This window comes from Dactylosporangium maewongense (assembly GCF_039531485.1).
Taxonomy (GTDB): Bacteria; Actinomycetota; Actinomycetes; order Mycobacteriales; family Micromonosporaceae; genus Dactylosporangium; species Dactylosporangium maewongense.
In genome coordinates this window covers 34,351-53,445 of record NZ_BAAAQD010000032.1, presented here as the reverse complement: position 1 = coordinate 53,445, position 19,095 = coordinate 34,351, and the positions used below count along the sequence as shown (strand labels likewise).

The 19,095-nt window shown below is 74.2% G+C and carries 16 protein-coding genes; 5 read left to right on the top strand and 11 right to left on the bottom strand.

Translation table 11 applies throughout. The annotated features are described in order from the left end of the window. Nucleotides 1-21 precede the first annotated feature (21 nt). On the bottom strand, nt 22-963 hold the full coding sequence (locus ABD332_RS49815) for a PfkB family carbohydrate kinase (protein WP_344512350.1): 942 nt from the start codon (nt 961-963) through the stop codon (nt 22-24). On the opposite strand from ABD332_RS49815, the gene ABD332_RS49810 reads away from it, so the two are divergent. Further along, a complete protein-coding gene (locus ABD332_RS49810) occupies nt 863-2,167 on the top strand; it encodes an NAD(P)/FAD-dependent oxidoreductase (RefSeq protein WP_344512348.1) in 1,305 nt (434 codons plus the stop codon). The two genes, ABD332_RS49815 and ABD332_RS49810, sit on opposite strands and share 101 nt — an antisense overlap. Here the strand turns inward: ABD332_RS49810 and ABD332_RS49805 are convergent. Beyond that, on the bottom strand, nt 2,164-2,748 hold the full coding sequence (locus ABD332_RS49805) for a helix-turn-helix transcriptional regulator (RefSeq protein ID WP_344512346.1): 585 nt from the start codon (nt 2,746-2,748) through the stop codon (nt 2,164-2,166). The two genes, ABD332_RS49810 and ABD332_RS49805, sit on opposite strands and share 4 nt — an antisense overlap. A gap of 56 nt (nt 2,749-2,804) precedes the next feature. Between ABD332_RS49805 and ABD332_RS49800 the strand changes: the two genes are divergently transcribed. The 4 genes from ABD332_RS49800 (at nt 2,805) to rpsT (ending at nt 7,928) form a co-directional block, all read left to right on the top strand. After that, nucleotides 2,805-3,572 (top strand): ABC transporter ATP-binding protein, encoded by a 768-nt coding sequence (locus ABD332_RS49800; RefSeq protein WP_344512344.1) that lies wholly within the window; start codon nt 2,805-2,807, stop codon nt 3,570-3,572. Nucleotides 3,573-3,633: 61 nt separating this feature from the next. Then, nucleotides 3,634-6,099 carry a PAS domain S-box protein gene (locus ABD332_RS49795; RefSeq protein WP_344512342.1) on the top strand — a complete coding sequence of 822 codons (2,466 nt, stop codon included), beginning with the start codon at nt 3,634-3,636 and terminating at the stop codon, nt 6,097-6,099. A gap of 107 nt (nt 6,100-6,206) precedes the next feature. Next, nucleotides 6,207-7,523 (top strand): L,D-transpeptidase, encoded by a 1,317-nt coding sequence (locus ABD332_RS49790; RefSeq protein WP_344512340.1) that lies wholly within the window; start codon nt 6,207-6,209, stop codon nt 7,521-7,523. 138 nt (nt 7,524-7,661) lie between these two features. Further along, complete coding sequence (gene rpsT / locus ABD332_RS49785; RefSeq protein ID WP_344512338.1) at nt 7,662-7,928, top strand: 30S ribosomal protein S20; 267 nt, start codon at nt 7,662-7,664, stop codon at nt 7,926-7,928. A gap of 430 nt (nt 7,929-8,358) precedes the next feature. On the opposite strand, the gene ABD332_RS49780 is transcribed toward rpsT, so the two are convergent. The 9 genes from ABD332_RS49780 to nadD form a co-directional block, all read right to left on the bottom strand. Next, a complete protein-coding gene (locus tag ABD332_RS49780) occupies nt 8,359-11,757 on the bottom strand; it encodes a hypothetical protein (protein ID WP_344512336.1) in 3,399 nt (1,132 codons plus the stop codon). Beyond that, the gene (gene holA, locus ABD332_RS49775; protein WP_344512334.1) at nt 11,754-12,737 is read right to left on the bottom strand and encodes a DNA polymerase III subunit delta; all 984 of its coding nucleotides are present in this window, start codon (nt 12,735-12,737) and stop codon (nt 11,754-11,756) included. The genes ABD332_RS49780 and holA overlap by 4 nt, the downstream gene beginning before the upstream one ends. A gap of 4 nt (nt 12,738-12,741) precedes the next feature. Further along, a complete protein-coding gene (locus tag ABD332_RS49770; RefSeq protein ID WP_344512332.1) occupies nt 12,742-15,057 on the bottom strand; it encodes a ComEC/Rec2 family competence protein in 2,316 nt (771 codons plus the stop codon). Further along, entirely contained in the window at nt 15,054-15,839 is a 786-nt protein-coding gene (locus ABD332_RS49765; RefSeq protein ID WP_344512330.1) for a ComEA family DNA-binding protein, read from the bottom strand. The genes ABD332_RS49770 and ABD332_RS49765 overlap by 4 nt, the downstream gene beginning before the upstream one ends. A gap of 112 nt (nt 15,840-15,951) precedes the next feature. After that, entirely contained in the window at nt 15,952-16,818 is an 867-nt protein-coding gene (locus tag ABD332_RS49760; protein WP_344512328.1) for a DegV family protein, read from the bottom strand. 139 nt (nt 16,819-16,957) lie between these two features. After that, nucleotides 16,958-17,215, bottom strand: a complete 258-nt coding sequence (locus ABD332_RS49755) for a hypothetical protein (RefSeq protein ID WP_344512326.1) — start codon at nt 17,213-17,215, stop codon at nt 16,958-16,960. A gap of 162 nt (nt 17,216-17,377) precedes the next feature. Further along, nucleotides 17,378-17,977: a histidine phosphatase family protein gene (locus ABD332_RS49750; RefSeq protein ID WP_344512324.1), complete on the bottom strand. Its 600-nt coding sequence runs from the start codon at nt 17,975-17,977 to the stop codon at nt 17,378-17,380. Beyond that, nucleotides 17,974-18,357, bottom strand: coding sequence for a ribosome silencing factor (gene rsfS / locus ABD332_RS49745; protein ID WP_344512322.1), 384 nt, complete (start codon nt 18,355-18,357; stop codon nt 17,974-17,976). Before rsfS ends, ABD332_RS49750 begins: the two co-directional genes overlap by 4 nt. Nucleotides 18,358-18,437: 80 nt before the next feature. Next, entirely contained in the window at nt 18,438-19,031 is a 594-nt protein-coding gene (gene nadD / locus ABD332_RS49740; RefSeq protein ID WP_344512320.1) for a nicotinate-nucleotide adenylyltransferase, read from the bottom strand. Between the last annotated feature and the right edge of the window lie 64 nt (nt 19,032-19,095).

The window sequence follows — 19,095 nt, the reverse complement described above, 5'->3', positions numbered from 1 at the left end:
GTCGAGCGGCTCGGTGGTGGGTCAGGCTGGGGTGGGGTCCAGGGAGCCGAGCTGGGCGGCGGCGAAGGGGAGGTCGCGGTCGCGGATGGCGGCGCAGCGCTGGGCGGTGGCGGCGGCCTCCGGCAGGGCGGCGCCGGCGAGCTGGGCGAGGACGAAGCCGGCGACGTACGCGGACCGGTTGCGTGGTGTCGGGGCCGCCGAGGTGTGGACCGTGTCGGCGTCGTGGCTGTGCACGACCGCACCGTCGGCGTCGAGGGTGACGGCCACGACGGCGGCGGCGGTCGAGCGCAGGAGCATGCCGCGGGATGCGATGACGGCGGCGGTGGTCGTCCCGTCGACGACCCCACCGACGGTGTCGAGGGTGGGTGTGACGAGGTCAGGGCCGAGGTGGGCCCACGGCGCGAGGTCCAGCGCGTCGACGGCGAGGAGCGGCACGTCGAGGCGCCGGCTGGCCAGGAGCGCGCGGACGGCGGGGCCGAGGGTGCCGGCGCCGAGGTCGCAGACGACGACCGCCGCGGGGCGCTCGGCGAGGGACTCGCCGAGGCGGTGCAGAAGCGTCTCGGCGGCCCCGCCGGTGAGGGGGCTCGTGTCGCCGTCGTCGAACCGTGCCACCACCTGACCTGCGGCGACGACGCGGCGCTTGGTGAGCGTACGCCGGCCGACCGCGACGACCAGGCGGTCGGTGGCGCCGCCGTCCCACACCCTGGAGCGCAGCGTGGCGCCCGCGTCGTCGTCGCCGGTCACGCCGACGACGGTGGTCCTGGCGCCCAGGCCGGTGAACGCGCCCGCGACGGCCGCGGCACCGCCGGCGACCTCGCGGGTCGTCTCCAGCGTGATGACGGGGACGGGAGCCTCCCGGCTCATGCGGGTCGGGGTCCCGGTCAGCCAGCAGTCGAGCACGGCGTCGCCGACGACGAGCACGGGTCGGTCCTGCCAGCGGGCGGCGAGTTCGGCGAATCTCACGCCTCCATGCCTACCCGACTCGAATCGGAACATTCTGCAACATCACAACATCGCCTGCGACAATTGCAGGATCGAACGCGCAGACGTGGCGATGATCGGTGGGGGCATGGCCGGCCTGTCCCTCGCCGCGGAGCTCGCCGAGCTGGACAGCCGGATGGTCGCACGGGTGGAGGCGGCGGGTGGCCACCGCGAGCCGTTGCGGATCATGGTGCTCGAACGGGAGAACCAGTTCGGTTACCACACGACCGGGCGGTCCGTGGCCGCCTTCCTCGAGAGCTACGGCACGCCGGAGGTGCGGGCGCTGACCCGCGCGTCGCGGACGATCCTCGACGCGCTCGGCGCCGAGTCCGGCACGCCGCTGCTGCGGGCCAGGCCGCTGGTCTGGATCGCCGGCGAGGAGCAGCTCCCGGCGATGAACGCGCTGCTGACCGCCAACCCGGCGCTGCGCGGCACGGACGTCGCCGGGGCGCAGACGCTGTGCCCGGCGCTGCGCCCGTCGGCGGTCGCCAGGGCCGCGGTCGAGCGCACCGCGCAGGACATCGACGTCGACGCGCTGCATCAGCTGTACCGCAAGCGCGCCGCCGCCGCGGGAGTGGTGCTGCGCACCGCGATCGGCCTGGAGGCCGGCGAGTGGACCGGGCGCGGCTGGCGGCTCACCACCGACCGCGGCGAGCTGGAGGCCGAGCGGGTCGTCAACGCGGCCGGTGCCTGGGCGGACGCCGTCGCCGGGCGGCTCGGGGTCGCGGCCGCGGGGTTGAAGCCGCTGCGCCGTACCGTGGCGATCGTCTCCATCGAAGGGGTCGCGCCCGGCTGGCCGCTGGTGCACGACGTGGGCGACGAGTTCTACTTCCGCCCCGAGGGCGGCGGGCTGCTGGTGTCGCCGTGCGACGAGACGCCGTCGCCGCCGGTCGACGCGGTCGCCGCGCCGGAGGATGTCGCCCTCGGGGTCGAGCGGGTCGCCGCGGTCACCACCCTGGACCTGCGGCGGGTGCGGACGAGCTGGGCGGGGCTGCGGACGTTCGCGCCGGACCGCAACCCGGTCGTCGGGCCCGACCCGGTGCAGGACGGGTTCTACTGGTTCGCGGGGCAGGGCGGCTCCGGCATCCAGACCGCGCCGGCGCTGGCGCGGCTGGGCGCGGCGGAGCTGCTGGGCGAGCCGTTCGAGATCCCCGGCCTGCGGCGGGGCGCCCTGCACCCCCGTTAGGCGGGTTGTTGCAGCTGGTCCGGGCCCGTCGGCCGGACGCCCTTCAGCGTGGCGACCGTGGCCGGATCGCTCAGCAGCGCCCGCTCCGCGTCGTCGACGAACGCGAGGTCGGCCTCGACGTGCCGGGTCGCCGCCGACAGCAGCAGCCCGACGACCGGGTCGGCCGCCTTGCGCCGCAGGCCGTCGAGGTTGCGCAGCTCGCGCAGCAGGTACGTGCGCTGCTGGCCCAGCACGGTGCGCACCACCTCCCCGTCGCCGGAGCGGGCCGCGGCGGTCACCTTGAGGAAGAAGTCGTCGCGGAAGCCGCCGCTGCGCGGGCTCGCCTCGTCCAGCCAGCGCCGCAGCTCGCCGCGGCCGGCGTCGGTGATCTCGTAGACGACCCGGTCGGGCTTGACCGCCTGGGCGTGCCGCTCGGAGCTGACCATGCCGTCGCGGGAGAGCCGGTCCAGGATCTGGTACAGGTGCCCGATGTTCAGCGGGCCCCACTGCGGGCCGACCGCGGTCTCGAAGGCGCTCTTCAGCTCGTACCCGTAGCTGGGCCCGTGCGACAGCAGCGACAGCACCGCGTGATGGATCGGCATGTCCAGAGCCTACTCGCCCCTTGCATTGTCGCAATGCATTGCGACAGAGTAGGGCGATGACCGCACCGTCCACCGGCGCCACCCTCTCCACGGGCGCCGCGCTGTCCGTCGCCGGGTTGACCAAGCGCTTCCACACCGGGGAGCAGGACATCGTCGCCGCCGACGAGCTGACCCTGAGCGTGGAGCCCGGCAGCTTCACCGCGGTCGCCGGGCCGAGCGGGTCGGGCAAGTCGACGCTGCTGCACCTGGTCGGCGCGATCGAGAGCGCCGACGCCGGCACGATCGTCGTCGACGGCGTCGAGGTGACCGCGCTGCGGCGGCGCAAGCTCAGCGAATACCGGCGCACGGTCGGGTTCGTGTTCCAGCGGTACCACCTGCTGCCCGCGCTCACCGCGCTCGACAACGTCATCGCGCCGGTGCTGCCGTTCCGCGTCGGGTTCGACAAGCAGCAGCGCGCCCGCGAGCTGCTCGACGCGGTCGGCCTCGCCGGCCGGGAGCGGGCCCTGCCGGCGCAGCTGTCCGGCGGCCAGCAGCAGCGGGTGGCGATCGCCCGTGCCCTGATCGGGTCGCCGAAGCTGCTGCTCGCCGACGAGCCGACCGGCAACCTCGACTCCGCCAACGGCACGCAGATCCTGGACCTGCTGCTCGACCTGCGGGAGGAGCGCGGCATGACGGTGCTGCTCGCCACGCACGAGCAGCAGATCGCGGCGCGGTGCGACCGGCTGCTGCGGCTCGCCGACGGGCGGCTCACCGACGACATCGACCTGACCGCCGGCGAGGACCCGTCGTCGACCCTGGCCCGGGCCACGCAGCTCCGGCTTTAGTCTGATTTAGCCCCTTTGCGCGGGTACCATCGACCTAGCTGCTCGCGGGTTGGGGGTGGACATGCCGCAGCTCGACTTCGGCGTGCTCACGCAGCCCGAACGGCTTGCCGCGCTCCGGCGCGCCCAGACACTGCTGGCGTCGTCGTCCGCGCCGGTCGACGGCCTGGTCCGGCTCGCCGCACGCTCGGTCGTCGCCCCCGTCGGTCTGCTGACCCTCGTCGACGACGAGCGGATGCACATCATCGGCCGGCACGGCCTCCCGCCGGACCTCGACCGCGTCCACGCCGAGCCGGCGACCAGCTCGTTCTGCCAGTACGTGGTGACCGGGAACGCGCCGCTCGTCGTCAGCGACGCCCGGGACCACCCGGTGCTGCGCGACCTCGGCGCGGTGCTCGACCGGGGCGTCACGGCGTACCTCGGCCACCCCATCCACGACCTGCACGGCAACACGCTCGGGGCGATCTGCGTCACCGACTCCGTCCCCCGGCACTGGACCGACGACGACATCGCCGCCGTGTCGGAGTGCGCCGCGATGCTGGAGGTCATGCTCGGCGCCGAGACCAGCCGGCAGGACATCTCCATCGCCGCGGCCGAGACCGACGCGGTGCTGGAGACCGCGCTGGAGGCGTTCATCGCCATCGAGCTCACCGGCGAGATCACCCGCTGGAACAAGGCGGCCGAGCGCACCTTCGGCTGGTCCGCCGCGGAGGCGATCGGCAAGCAGGTGGACGAGCTGATCATCCCCGAGCGGTTCCGGGCGGCGCACCGCGCCGGGCTGACCAGGCTGGCGCGGGGCGGCGCACCGAAGCTGATCGGGCAGCGGCTGCAGCTGTACGCCACCAACCGGGCCGGCGACGAGTTCCCGGTCGAGCTGACCCTGAACGTCGTGGAGGGGCCGGCCGGGCGGCACGCGCACGCGTTCGTGTACGACATCAGCGAACGCGTCACCGCCGAGCGGCAGCTCGCCCGCGAGCGGCACTTCCTCAGCGCCCTGCTCGACAACCTCGACGCCGGCGTGGTCGCCTGCGACGAGCGCGGCCGGCTGATCCTGTTCAACCGCGCCATGCGGGAGATCACCGGCGGCGAGGCCGACCAGTCCACCGCCGCCACCTGGGTCGAGCAGTACCGGTCGCACGGCGTGCCCGGCGTCTCCGAGGACCTGCCCCTGGTCCGCGCGTTCCACGGCGAGCACGTCCGCGAGGCCGAGGTCGTCGTCCACATGCCCGGACGCCCCCGGCGCAGCTTCACCGCCAACGCCCAGCCGATCCGCGACACCGACGGCAACCGGCTCGGCGCCGTCGCCGCCCTGCACGAGGTCACCGACCGGCGCCGGGCGCAGCGGCTCATCGAGTGCGAGCTCGCCGTCTCCCGCATCCTGGAGCAGGCGCCCACGATCGAGGACGCCGGCCCGGAGCTGCTCGGCACCGTCGCGCGCACCCTGCAGTGGCCGCACAGCGAGCTGTGGCTGGTCGACAAGGTCGGCAACGTCCTGCGCAACGCCGCCATGTGGACCGAGCCCGGCTACGTCATCCCCGAACCCGGCCCCCTCGCCCCCGGCGTCGGCGTCTCCGGGGTCGCCTGGGAGACCGGCCAGCCCGCCTGGGTCCCCGACATCTCCGTCGTCGGCAGCCGCCTCAACGTGCCGTCGCTGGCCCGGCACGGCCTGCGGGTCGGCCTGGCCGTGCCGATCCGCGACGGCACCGGGGTCACCGGCACGCTCAGCTTCTTCGGCGACGCCGCCGAGGAGCCCGAGCAGTCCCTCATCGCGCTGCTGTCCGGGATCGCCGCGCACGTCGGGCAGTTCCTGGAGCGCCGCCGCGCCGAGGACCTGGCCCGCCAGCTGGCCCGCACGAAGGACGAGTTCATCTCCCTCGTCGGCCACGAGCTGCGCACCCCGCTCACGTCGATCTCCTCGTACACCGAGCTGCTCCTGCACGACAACGACGACGAGACGACCCGCTCGCAGTTCCTGTCGGTCATCGCCCGCAACGCTGAGAACCTCCGGGCGATCATCGACGACCTGCTGGACCTGGCCGGCCTGGAGAGCGGCTACGTCTCCCTCGTCGAGCGTCCCCTGGACTTCGCGGCCGTGGTCGGCGACTCCGCGCTCGCGGGCACCCGCGCGGCGCAGGAGAAGGACATCGACATGCGGGTCACGCTCCCCGACGGCCCGGCGCCCGTCGCCGGCGACCCGCCGCGGCTGCGCAAGGTCGTCGACCACCTCGTCACCAACGCGGTGAAGTTCACACCCGCGGGCGGCCGGGTCGAGATCGAGCTGACCCGCGACCGGGCCGGCGTCGACCTGCGGGTCACCGACACCGGCGTCGGCATCCCCGAGGAGGAGCGGTCCCGGCTCTTCGAGCGCTTCTTCCGCGGCTCCAACATCCGCAGCCTCGGCCTGCCCGGCACAGGCCTCGGCCTGGCCATCAGCCGCACCGTCATCGAACGCCACGGCGGCACGATCACCGTCACCGACCACGGCGACAAGCCCGGCACCACGTTCCTCGTCCGCCTGCCGTCGCTGTAGCCCGTGGCGGCCGCCCGCTCGCCCTCCCGGCCCGCGACCACCGTCGCGTTGCCGTCCCGGCGGGTGCCAGGTTGCCGTCCTTGCGGACCCGGGCACAATGGTTGCTGATGCAACTACGACGACTGACCTCCGTGTTCGTGGTGAGCGCCCTGCTGCTCGCCGGCTGCAGCGACCCCGCCCCGTCCTGGAAGGGCGGCGGCAGCGGCTCCAGCGCCGCGGCCGCCACCGTCAAGGTGACGGCCCCCACCGACGGCGCCAAGGACGTCTCGACCGCGACGTCCCTCGTGTACGAGGCCTCCTCCGACGCCACGGTCACGCTGCAGGACGCCTCGGGCGCCACCGTGTCCGGCGCCGCCCTGCCCGCTGGTGGCCAGGGTGCGCCCGCCACCGGCGCCTCGGGCTCCACCGGCGCCTCGGGCTCCACCGGCGCCTCGGGCTCCACCGGCGCCTCGGGCTCCACCGGCGCCTCGGGCTCCACCGGCGCCTCGGGCTCCACCGGCGCCTCGGGCTCCACCGGCGCCTCGGGCAAGGGGGTCGAGTGGATGCCGGACAAGCAGCTGAAGTACTCCACCGAGTACACGGCCACGATCACCGCCGGCAGCGCCAAGTCCACGGTGAAGTTCACCACCATGGCCAAGCCGTCCAGCCTCGCCCGCACCAGCAGCCAGATCGGCGACGGCCAGGTCGTCGGCGTCGGCATGATGATGATCCTGTCCTTCGGCGTCGAGATCCCGAAGGACAAGCGGGCCGGCATTGAGCGGCGGCTCCTCATGTCCTCCGACCCGCCGCAGGAGGGCAGCTGGAACTGGTACACCAGCAAGGAGATCCACTACCGCCCCAAAGAGTACTGGCAGGCGGGCACGAAGCTCTCCCTGCGCGCCCGCGTCGGCGGCGTCTCCTTCGGCGGCAAGTCCTACGGTGAGAAGGACATCACCGTCGACGCCACCGTGGGCAAGAAGCTCATCATGGAGGTCGACAACGCCACCAAGCAGATGACGATCACCGAGGACGGCGTCCTGCTCAAGACGATGCCCGTCTCCCTGGGCAAGCCGAGCAACCCCTCCGACAGCGGCAACTTCATCGTCATGGTGAAGAACGAGTGGGAGTGGTTCGACTCCTCCACCTACGGCGTCCCCGTCGACTCCCCCGACGGCTACCGCACGAAGGTCGAGTACCCCCAGCGGATCACCTGGAGCGGCCAGTACATCCACGCCGCCCCCTGGTCCGTCAAGGACCAAGGCAAGCGCAATGTCTCCCACGGCTGCGTCAACATCTCCCTCGACCTGGCAAAATGGCTGTACGGCGTGACCCACATCGGCGACCCCGTCATCGTCAAGGGCACCGAGGAGCGCGTGAAGTACGGCGACGGCTGGACCGACTGGGAACTGTCCTGGGACGAGTACAAGAAGGGCAGCGCCCTGTAAGACCCCACCCCACCGTGGCCGCCCGTTTTGGCTGGCAGGGTGGGGACCTGGTAACCTGATTCATCGCGCACGGTGACGCGTCCCTGTTGCTTGCGCCTAAACTTTTCCAACCCGAGCTAACAAGACGAGGTCTGTCGCGTGGCGAACATCAAGTCCCAGATCAAGCGCAACCGGCAGAACGAGAAGCGCCGCCTGCGCAACAAGTCGGTCAAGTCTTCCCTGAAGACCGCGATCCGCAAGTTCCACGAGGCCACCGCAGCCGGCGACACCGAGGCCGCCACCACCCTGCTCCGCGACGCCTCGCGCAAGCTGGACCAGGCTGCCAGCAAGGGTGTCATCCACAAGAACCAGGCGGCCAACCGCAAGTCGGCCATCACCAAGAAGCTGGGCTCGCTGGCCGCCTGACCGGCCCCAGCACTTCTTCTCAGCTCCGCGAAAGGCGCCGCCCCACCGAGGGCGGCGCTTTCGCTGTTCCCACTCCCCGCCGCGGACACCGGGGGCTGCCGCCGGCCCCGCTCCGCAAACATCCGGGTCCTGGTAGCGCTCCCCACCGCCCCGGGCATCGCTGTGCTGGAGGCGACCAGGGCCAGGCAGGCGTCCGCTTCCGGCACGCCGCCCGAACCCCGCTGGCAGTCCGCCAGGCCCGGTCCCGGTCGAAGCCAACCCTTCCGCCATCGCCAGGCCACGCCCCAGACGCCGCCACCAGGCCAATGCAGCACCCTCAGACGCCAAGAGCCGGAAGCGACCAGGGCGAGTGCCCCGAGCCGCCTCCGGCTCATCGTTCATGGCGTCCAGCGCCCGTCAGGCCCCTGTACTGGCCGGCCTGCTGTTCGGCTCAGGCGAAGCGGCCCTGGTTGAAGCCGCCGGTCCGCTGCCGGGTCAGGTCGTCGTCGGTCCGCCAGGGCCGCTCGGCGTGCCGCCCCGACTGGAACTGCCCGGACGGGAAGTGCCCCGTGTCGTCCGCCCTCCGACGCCCTCCCGGCTGGCGCTGCGCGTGGCGCCCACCGGCGGCATCCCGGTTGGCGGCGGTCCGGCCGTTGTCGACGGGTCGCACCGGCTCGTCGGTGTCGGGCTCGTCGGCCGGCTCGTACCCGTTCCACGCCGCCTGACCCGCCCCCCAACCGGTCTGCCCACCCCGGCTCGGCGCGGCACCCCACTGCGACTGGTCCGCCCAGCCGGTCTCGTCGTCCCACTCCGCCCACGGGTCGACCGGCTCACCGGGCACCACGTTTCCGTGCCCGTCGCCGCGCCCGCCCTGCTCGCCGCCGGTGTACCCCGAGCCCGCCTGCCCGGCATACCCCGCCTGCCCGTCGCCCGCGTAGCCCGCCTCACCGCTGCCCGCGTAGCCTGCCTGACCGGCCGCGTAGCCTGCCTCGGCGCTGCCCGCGTAGCCTGCCTGACCGGCCGCGTAGCCTGCCTCGGCGCTGCCCGCGTAGCCTGCCTGACCGGCCGCGTAGCCTGCCTGACCGGCCGCGTAGCCTGCCTGACCGGCCGCGTAGCCTGCCTCGGCGCTCGCCGCGTAGCCCTGCTGACCGGGCACGTAGCCAGGCCCGCCGTCGCCCGCGTGACCCTGCTGGCCGGTTGTGTAGCCGGCATCGCCGCTGGCCGCGTAGCCCTGCTGACCAGGCACGTAGCCCGCGTCGCCGCTGCCCGCCCGGCCGGACGCGTAGCCCGCTTCGCCGTTGCCCGCGTAACCCTGCTGGCCGGCGCCTGCGTAGTCCGCTTGGCCGTGGCCGCCCGCGTAGCTGGCCGATCCGCCGGCGACGGTGTAGCCGGCCCCCTGCTGCGCGTCGGCGTGACCGTCCGCGTACGCCTCCATCGCCGCCCGCGTGCCCGGGGCAGGCTGGTCGGTGCGTGCGGCGGCGGCGCGGCTGATCCACGCGGCGCGGTCGCCCCAGGCGGTCTCGTCGCCCCAGTTGGCCTGGCCGTCGCGGGCGCCTTGCCGGCCGGCCCACGCCGCCTCGTCGCCCCAGCCGGCCTCGGTGTCCTCGCCCCACGCCTGCTGGCCCTCGCCGGCGCCGCCGTGCCCGGCACGCGTCACCCGATCCTGGCCGGCGTCCTGGGCGACCTGCTCCCAGCCCGCGGGGGTGGCCCGGTCCCAGCGCTGACCCTCGTCGTCGTGCCCCCACTCCGGCGCGCCATGGCCGGTGTAGCCCTTCGGGTCGCCCTGCCAGCCCTGGGGACCGTGCTGCACGCCGCGCCAGCCTCGGCCGTCGGAAGCGTCCTGGCCCCCCTGCGAGCCGTGGCCGTCATTGCCGCTACGCCAGCCGTGGCCGTCGGAGGCGTCCCGGTCGCCCTGCGAGCCGTGACCGTCGTGGCCGTCGTGACCGCTACGCCAGCCGCGGCCGTCGGAAGCGTCCCGGCCGTCCTGCCAGTCGCGGCCGTCCTGACCGGCGCGCCAGCCACGGCCGTCCGAAGCGTCGTGGTCCGCCCGACCGTCGTGCTCCCAGGCGCCGCTGTCGTGGGCTCGGTCCTGGGTGGACCGGCCGGACACGTCCCAGGCCTCGGTCGCCTCGTCGTCGCGGCTGCGGCGCTGGCTGATCTGCGTGGCCTGGCCCCGGTCCTGGCCGGCACGGCCCGCGCGGTCCCAGTCCTGGCCGGTCTCGCCGGAGTGGTCCCAGTCCCGGCCGGTGCCGGAGTAGTCCCAGTGCTGCCCCGCGTGTGCGGGCTCGGCCGACTCGTCCCAGCCGCTGCGGGTCGGCCAGGTGGCGTCGCCGGTGGCCTGGTCCCAGCCCTCGTGCTCGCCGGTCCGGCCATGGCGGCCGTCGGACTCATCGGCGTGCACGCGCGACCGGCGGCCGTCCGAGGTCTGGTACGCCGAGTGGCTACCCGTGTCCGCCTCGTGGATGTCCTCGTGACCGCCCTGGCGGAACGCGGACCGGGCGCCGCCGCCCTCCCCCGTCCGGAACGCCGGGTGAACCCCGGTGTCCCCGTCGCGGACCACGACCTGCTGACCCGGGACGCCTTCGCGGAACGCCCGGCCAGAACCCGTGTCACCCTCCCGGAAGGCCCGACCGGAGCCGGTCGTGTCACCGTCCCGGAAAGCCCGGCCCGAGCCCGTCGTGTCACCGTCCCGGAAAGCCCGGCCCGAACCCGTCGTGTCACCGTCCCGGAAAGCCCGGCCCGAACCCGTCGTGTCCCCATCCCGGAAAGCCCGGCCCGAACCCGTCGTGTCCCCATCCCGGAAAGCCCGGCCCGAACCCGTCGTGTCCCCATCCCGGAACGCCCGGCCCGAACCCGTCGTGTCGGCGTCGTCGAACGCCGCGTGGGAGCCGGTGTCGGCGTCGCGGACGGCCTGACCGGAGGCGGCGTGGTGGCCGGCGGTCTCGGCGGTGGGCTGGGTGGGCGGGGCGTCGCTGGCCGGCGAGATGCCGTATTCGTTGCTCGTCTCCGGCTGGCGGGCGCCGCGCGGGCCGCCGTCGCGGGCCGGGACCGAGATCCGGATGACGCCGACCTTCTTGCGCTGCGCCGGCGGCTCGCCGGATGCCGGCCGGGTCGCGGTGCGCGTGGCACCCGCGCCGCCCTGGCGGACTCCGACCCCGCCGGAGCCGTTGCCCGCGGAAGCGGCCGCGGCGGCACCGGCGGACGAGCCGGCACCCCGGGCCCCGCCGGACGGATCCGAACCATCCGCCGGGCCGAAGCCCGCCGAACCCGAACCACCTGACGAGCCAGAGCCGGCCGAACCCGAACGGGAGCCGTAGACGCCGGAGCCGCCGACGCCTGCCGCGGCGAAGCCGGACCTGGCGACGCTGCCCGCGGCCGCGCGGCCCGAGCCGGCGGTCGAGACCCCGATCCCGGACGAGTCGCGCCCGGCGCCCGCGGCGCGGGCCGCCGCGCCGGAGCCGGTGCCGGTGCCCCGGGCCATCTCGGCGCGGTCCAGCGCGGTCGTGGTCCGCCGGGTGGCGGATGTCGGCTCATCGGTCTCGGTGGCCGGATCCACCCGAGTGGATGACGCCCGTTCGGATGAACCCCGGGCCGCGGAACGCGCCTGCGCCCGGACCCGCTTCGAGCCGCCGATGGCCAAGTCGTTGACCTTCACCATGATGGCGACGACAGCGGGGAGGACGGGGACCGCCCACCAGCTGGCCAGCTCGGCGAGTGCGAGCAGCACACCGCCCGCGATCATGCACTCGAACAGCATGAAACTGACGAATCCGCCGATATGCAGGTGGCGAAGCCGCAGCGCACGCACATACAGCGGCGCCTGTGAGGCGAACCCGTTGCTCGTCGTCATCGTCCTATTCCTCCAGCACGCGCCGCGACCACTGCGAACACAGCCCGCTCGAGCGCATAGGCGCGGTCGTCCGAGCCACCCTTTACGGCGGCATTGCACTCTGCCGCCACTCGCATGGCATCAACGAGCGCCTCGGCCGTCCAGCCACGGGCTTGGCGCTGTGCGCGTTCGACCTTCCACGGAGGCATTCCCAAATTTCCGGCGAGTTGATATGCGCTGCCCTTGCCCGCGGCGGCCACCCGGGCGACGGTGCGGACGCCGTCGGCGATGGCGTCGGCGATCGGCACGGGGTCCACGCCGACGTGCATCGCCCACCGCAGGGCCTCCAGCGCCGCGGCCGTGTCGCCGACCATGACGGCGTCGGCGACGGTGAACCCGGAGACCTCGGCGCGGCCGCGGTAATACTGCGCCACGGTGCTCACGTCGATCCGCCCGCCGGTGTCGGCGACCAGCTGCGAGCAGGCGGCGACCAGCTCGCGCAGATCGTTGCCGACGGCGCTGAGCAGGGCCTCTGCCGCGTCCTCGCCGATCTTGCCGCCCTGCCGGCGGATCTCGTTGCGCACGAAGTCGACCCGCTCGCGGTGCTTGCCGATCTTCGCGGCGGGCACGACGTCGGCGCCGGCGGACTTGAACCCGTCGGCGAGGGCCTTGCCCTTGGCGCCGCCGGCGTGGGTGACGACGAGGACGACGTCGTCCTCGGGGTCGGCGGCATAGGCGAGCAGCGCCGCGACGATGTCCTTCTTGGTGTCCTGGCCGCTGTCGACGACGAGGACCCGCCGCCCGCCGAACAGCGACGGGCTCAGCATTTCGGCCAGCTCACCGGCCGTCAGATCGGCCCCTGGACGGCGGTGGACCTCGGTGTCGGGGTCGTCCGCCCGGGCGGCGGCGATGGTGTCGGTGACGGCGCGGGAGACGAGCAGCTCCTCGTCGCCGATCACCAGGCGGAGGCGGGGCAGACCAGATCCAGACACGCGAGCCATCGTGTCACGACCCCCTGACAAAAGCGGACGAGCCGTGGGCCACGACCGCGAGCCGACCGGCGGCGTCCCGGACCACGGCGATGTCGCCTTCCTCGTCGGTACGGACGACCCGCGCACCCCCGCGGACCAGGCGGCTCAGGACGGCGGGGCTCGGGTGGCCGTAGTCGTTGCCGGCGCCGACGCTGACCAGGGCGACCCTCGGGGCGACCGCGTCGAGGAACGCCGGATCTTGATACGCCGAGCCGTGGTGGGCGACCTTCAACACGTCGGCGTGCAGGGGCGCGTCGAGCAGGCTCAGCTGCTCCTCCGTCTCGGCGTCGCCGGTGAGCAGGATCCGGATCCCGCCGACGGTGACCGCGACGACCAGCGAGTTGTTGTTGACGTCGGACCGGGTGCCGGTCACGGGGCGGGCCGGGCCGAGGACGGTGAGCCGCGCCGTGCCGGCGGTGAGGACGGTGCCGGCGGGCGCGTCGAGGGTGGCGACGCCGCGGGCGAGGACGGCCCGGCGGCCGCTCGCGGGCTCGGCGAAGGGCGGCACGAGCACCCGGTCGACGCGGCGGCGGCGCAGGACGCCGTCGAGGCCGCCGATGTGGTCGACGTGGAAGTGGCTGACGATCAGCAGCGGGACGCGGCGGACCCCGAGGTCGCGCAGGCAGCGGTCGACGGGGTCGGCCTGCGGTCCCGCGTCGACGACGACGGCGTCGCCGCCCCCGGCGGCCACGACGAGCGCGTCGCCCTGGCCGACGTCGCAGGCGACGACGACCCAGCCGGGCGGCGGCCAGCCGCCGGTGAGGATTCTGACGGGGACGGCGCCGAGCACGCCGGCGAGGGTGATGACGACGACGATCCGCCGCACCGCCCGGCGCCGGAACGCGAGGGTCAGCGCCGCGAGCAGCCCGCCGAGCAGGATCCCGCCGAACGCGCCGCCCGGCCACGGGAGCACACCGTCCGGGACGGCGGCGCCGTGGTGGGCGATCGCGACGAGCCAGCGGGCCGGCCAGGCGGCCACCCAGGCGGTGAACGCCGCGACGCCCGGCAGCACCGGCGACGTCACGGCGGTGATGATGCCGAGGATCGTGGCGGGGGCGACGGCGGGCGCGGCGAGCAGGTTGGCCGGCACGGTCGTCAGGCTGACGCCGCCGGAGATGCCGGCGATCACCGGCGCGCACGCCGCCTGCGCCGCGGCGGGCACGCAGACCGCCTCGGCCGCGAACGCCGGCCAGCCCTTGGCGCGCAGGGCCTCCGCCCAGCGCGGCGCGAGCAGGACCAGGCCGCCGGTGGCGAGGACGGACAGCGCGAAGCCGGCGTCGACGGCCAGCTCGGGGTCGACGACCACGAGCACGAGGACGCTGGTCGCGAGGGACGGCAGGACCGCCCGCGGGCGGCCGAGCGCGAGCGCGACCAGGGCGAGGCCGCCCATCGCCGCGGCCCGCAGCACGCTCGGCGACGGCCGGACCAGCACGACGAACCCCGCGAGGGCCAGCACGCAGATCAGCGCGGCAACCTTCGGGCCGGCGCGGCACCATCGGGCGAGCAGCAGCACCAGCCCGACCACGATCGCCAGGTTCGCGCCGGACACGGCGGTCAGGTGGGTCAGGCCGGTGGCGCGGAAGTCGTCGGCGAGCTGCTGGTCGAGCCGGCTGGTGTCGCCGACGACGAGCCCCGGCAGCAGGCCGCCCGGTTCCGCGGGCAGGGGCAGGCAGGCCCGCTGGAGGCCGGACCGCAGCGTGCCGGCGGCCCGCTGGATCGCCGGCGCCGGGGTGACGCGGGCCGGGGCGTCGGTGACGGAGATGATCGCGGCGCGCAGGTCGCCGCCGTCGGCCGGGGACAGCCGGCCGGTCGTCTCGACCCGCTGGCCCGGCAGCAGCCCCAGCCAGCCCTTGTCGGCGGCGAGGACCAGCACCCGTGCGCCCAGGTCCACGTTCGTGCCGTCGGCCGTGCGCAGCCAGGTCAGCCGGGCGGGCACGACGACCGTCGGCGACCGGCCCGCCGTGGAACGGCCGAGCCGCGGGTCGTCGGAGATCCGCAGGCCGAGCCGCACCGTCGTGTGCGCGGCCGCGAGGCCGGCGAGGGGCTCGGCGTCGCGCTCGCCGACCCGGGCGGCGGTGGTGACCGCGCCGCAGGCGACGCCGAGCAGCGCCGCGACGACCACCCACCGGGTCGGGCGCAGCGCCCGCACGGGAAGCCGCCCCCACAGCGCGGCGAGGGCCACCGCGCCGAGACCGACCGCCCAGCCGGCCCGCGCGGGGCAGAACAGGCAGCCCAGCGCGGTCAGCCAGCAACCGACCGCGGCGCCGGCCAGGCGCAGGTCGGTGCTCACACCGTCACCCGGTCCTTGAGCTGCGCGAACTTGGCGTCGCCGATGCCTTCGACCTGGCGCAGGTCGGTGACGGCGCGGAAGCCGCCGTGACGGTCGCGGTAGTCGATGATGCGCTGCGCGAGGACCTGGCCGATGCCGGGCAGCGTCTGGAGCTCCGCGACGGTGGCGGTGTTGAGGTTGACGGGGCCACCGCCGCCGGAGCCGCCGCCCGCACCGGGTGGCGCGGCACCGGGCGGCGCAGGGATCCCGACCGCGATCATCTCGCCGTCGACGACCTTGCGGGCGAGGTTGAGGCCGGTCGGCTCGGCGCCGGGCAGCAGGCCGCCGGCGGCGGTGATGGCGTCGGCGACGCGGGCCCCGGGTAGCAGGTCGACGAGGCCGGGGCGCTGCACCTTGCCGACGACCGAGACGACCAGCCGGGGCGGGGCGCTGGAGGCCGCGGCGGGCGGGGCGGCGGAGACGGAGGCGACCGGCGGCGCCGGGGTGACCTGCGGCCGGGAACGCCAGGCCAGGAACGCGGCCACGCAGACGACCAGCACGGCGACCACGACGAGGGCCCGCACTCCGCGCCGACCGGGGTCGACCGCCGACAGCCACGACCGCCCACCGGAGGCGTCCGGACCGGGACCGGGGTCCAGGCCAAGGTCAGGGCGAGGGTCCGGAGACCCGGCGGACCGAAACGACTCATCCCACGGATACGGATCGGGATCCGGCGGGAGGCCGACCACCCTCGCCAGCCGCCCCGCCGTCTCGCTGTCACCGTCTGCAGTACTGCGCCTCATGCCCGGTCACGCTAAGACCGGTCACGACCGCGCCACCCCCGCGAACGCACCGCCCTGTGGACAACCACGCCCTTGTGGACAACCGACACGAAGGGACAACCGACAGCGGCGGCTACACCGTGTGCACCACCACGGCCACCATCCCCGGCCCGACGTGGGCGCCGACTACCGCGCCCACCTCCGTCAGGTACACCCCCCGCAGCCGCTCCCCGAGCCGCTCCTTCAACGTCGTGAGCAGCGCATCGGCGCGCTCCGGCGCGGCCAGGTGGTGCACCGCCACGTCGACGACCGACGACCCCGCCGCCTCGTCGGCCATGTCGACCAGCCGGGCCAGCGCGCGGCTCGCCGTGCGGACCTTCTCCCGCACGACGACGCCTTGGTCGGTGGTGTGCAGGATCGGCTTCACCGACAGCGCGGTGCCGAGCAGCGCCGCCGCCGCCCCGATCCGCCCGCCCCGGCGCAGGAACTCCAGGGTGTCGACGTAGAAGAGCGTCGAGGTGCGGCCGACCGCGTCAAGGGCGGCCTGCCTCGCCTCCGACAGCGCGGCACCCGAAGAGGCCGCGGCCGCCGCGGCGAGGGCGGGAAAGCCCAGCCCCATCCCGGTGGACTGGGTGTCGACCACGGAGACGGCATCGCCGAACTCGGCCGCCGCGAGGCTGGCCGCGTCGTAGGTGCCGGAGAGCTTCGCCGACAGGTGCACGGACAGGACCGCGGTCGCCCCGGCGGCGAGCAGCCCCCGGTAGACGTCGGCGAACGCCTCCGGCGAGGGCCTGGAGGTGGTGACGGCGACCCGCCGGGCGTTGAGCGCCTCGGCGACGGTGGCGGAGTCGACATCGACGGTGTCGAGGCCGGGGACGCCGTTGACGACGACGGCCAGCGGCACGACGGTGAGCCGCCGCGCCGGGTCGGTGGCCAGCTCGGCCGGCAGGCAGGCGGTCGAGTCGGTGACAACGGCGACGGCGGAGGGTGCGCCGGTCATGCCGCCACCTCCGCTGCGCTCCGGCATCGGCCTGGCCGACGGACTGCGCTCATGATGCCGACGCTCCGCTCCGGTCCGGTCATGACGGCACGGTACCCGACCGTCCGCTCCGCTCCGGTCATGACGGCACGGTAGCCGATCAGCCGCCCTGGACCGAGCTCACCTGGAACGGGGTGCCCTGCTGGCACGTGCTCATCAGGTCCGGAGTGGGCCGCCCGGTGACGGTGACCTGCTTGCCGACCTGCAGCACGGCCCGGTCACCACCGATCAGCAGGTACGTCTTGTCGGGCGCGCGAAGCAGCAGGCAGCCCGACTCGACACCCTCGACGACCTGACCGGAGACGGTGATGGCGGCGGGAGCGGAGCCGGGGGCGGCCGACGACGGCGCGACCGACATGGACGACGGAGCGGGAGCGGAGACCGACGGAGGCTCCCCGGGAGAGGAGGTCGGAGACGCGGCACAGCCGCCGAGCGCGAGAGCTACGGCGGCCACCAGAAGCACAGAACGCACTGCCATGATCCCTTCGACGCTACCGGCGCCCGCCCGGTTCCGCGACAATCATGGCAGGTTGTGGCCAGCCAGCTGCCACCCCCGGGTCGCGTCGAACCGCAGGTCGGTCGAGTGGCAGTTGTGCAGCGCGCCCAGCGTCGCCGCCAACGCGTGCGGCCAGCCCAGCAGCGCGCACGTGCCGTGCCTGGCCACGGCGCCGTGCGTCGCGACCACGATCGTCGACCCGTCCGGCGCCGCCGCGACGATCTCCTGCAGCGCCTCGGTCATGCGCTTGCTGAGCGCGTCGACCTCCTCGACGCCGGCGTCGTCGACGGGCTCGCCCCGCCGCCACCGCTCGAACGCCTCCGGCCAGGTCGCGCCGATCTCGGCGTGCGTCAGCCCCTCCCACTCGCCGAAGCTGCGCTCGCGCAGGCGCGGGTCACGGGTGACCGGCACGTCCACGAGCGCGGTCAGGGCGTCCATGGTGGTGCTGGCGCGGCGCAGATCGCTGGAGACGAGCACGGCGGGCTCGAGCGCGGCCAGCCGCGGCGCGGCCGCGGCCGCCTGCGCCAGACCGGTCTCGGACAGCGGCGTGTCGATCTGCCCCTGCACCCGCCCACCGGCATTCCAGGAGGTCTGTCCGTGCCTCCAGAGAATCAGCCTGGTCACGCCGGCGCGGGCAGGTCGCGGTCGACGAACTCGATGACCGGGCAGTCCTTCCACAGCTTGTCGAGCTGGTAGAACTCGCGCTCCTCGCTGTGCTGCACGTGCACGACGATGTCGACATAGTCCAGCAGGACCCAGCGCCCGCCCCGGTTGCCCTCGCGACGCACCGGCTTCGCCTTCTCGGGCAGCTGCACCAGCTGCTCCTCGATGGCATCGACGATCGAGAGGACCTGCCGCTCGTTGGGCGCCGACGCGATCACGAACGCGTCGGTGATGGCCAACTGGTCGGCGACATCCAGGATGACGATGTCTTCAGCCTTCTTGTCGGCGGCCGCCTGTGCAGCGGTGAGCGCCAGCTCGATGGCACGCTCAGTCGCGGGCACCGGGCTCCCTTCGTCGGTCTCCCCCGGCCTGCTGTGCCGGGCTCGTTCTAGCCTCTCACGCCCGTACGACACTCTGCCCCTCAGATGTTGTCGACTTTTCGGTACAAACCGCGCTTAGCGATGTATTGCACCACTCCGTCGGGGACGAGATACCAGACCGGCTTGCCGGACGCGACCCGCCGCCGGCAGTCGGTGGACGAGATCGCCATCGCCGGCACCTGGACCAGGCTCACCGAGTCCGCCGGCAGGTGGGAGGCGTCGAGCTCGAACCCGGGCCGCGTGACGCCGACGAAGTGCGCGAGGTCGAAGAGGTCCCGCGCATCCTTCCACGACAGGATCTTCTTGAGCGCGTCGGCGCCGGTGATGAAGAACAGCTCCGCCGACGCGCCGTACTGCTCGCGCAGGTCACGCAGCGTGTCGACGGTGTACGTCGGCCCGCCGCGGTCCACGTCGACGCGGCTGACGGTGAACCGCGGGTTGGAGGCGGTCGCGATGACCGTCATCAGGTAGCGGTCCTCCGGCGAGCTGACCACCGACCCCGTTTTCTGCCAGGGGTCGCCGGTCGGCACGAACACCACCTGGTCCAGCCCGAACCGATCGGCCACCTCGCTCGCCGCGACCAGGTGGCCGTGGTGGATCGGGTCGAACGTCCCACCCATGATGCCCACGCGCATCCTGGCATCGTAGTGATCACCACGTCGCCCGGACGAGTGCTCCGTTTCCGTCGTCCCATGTTGT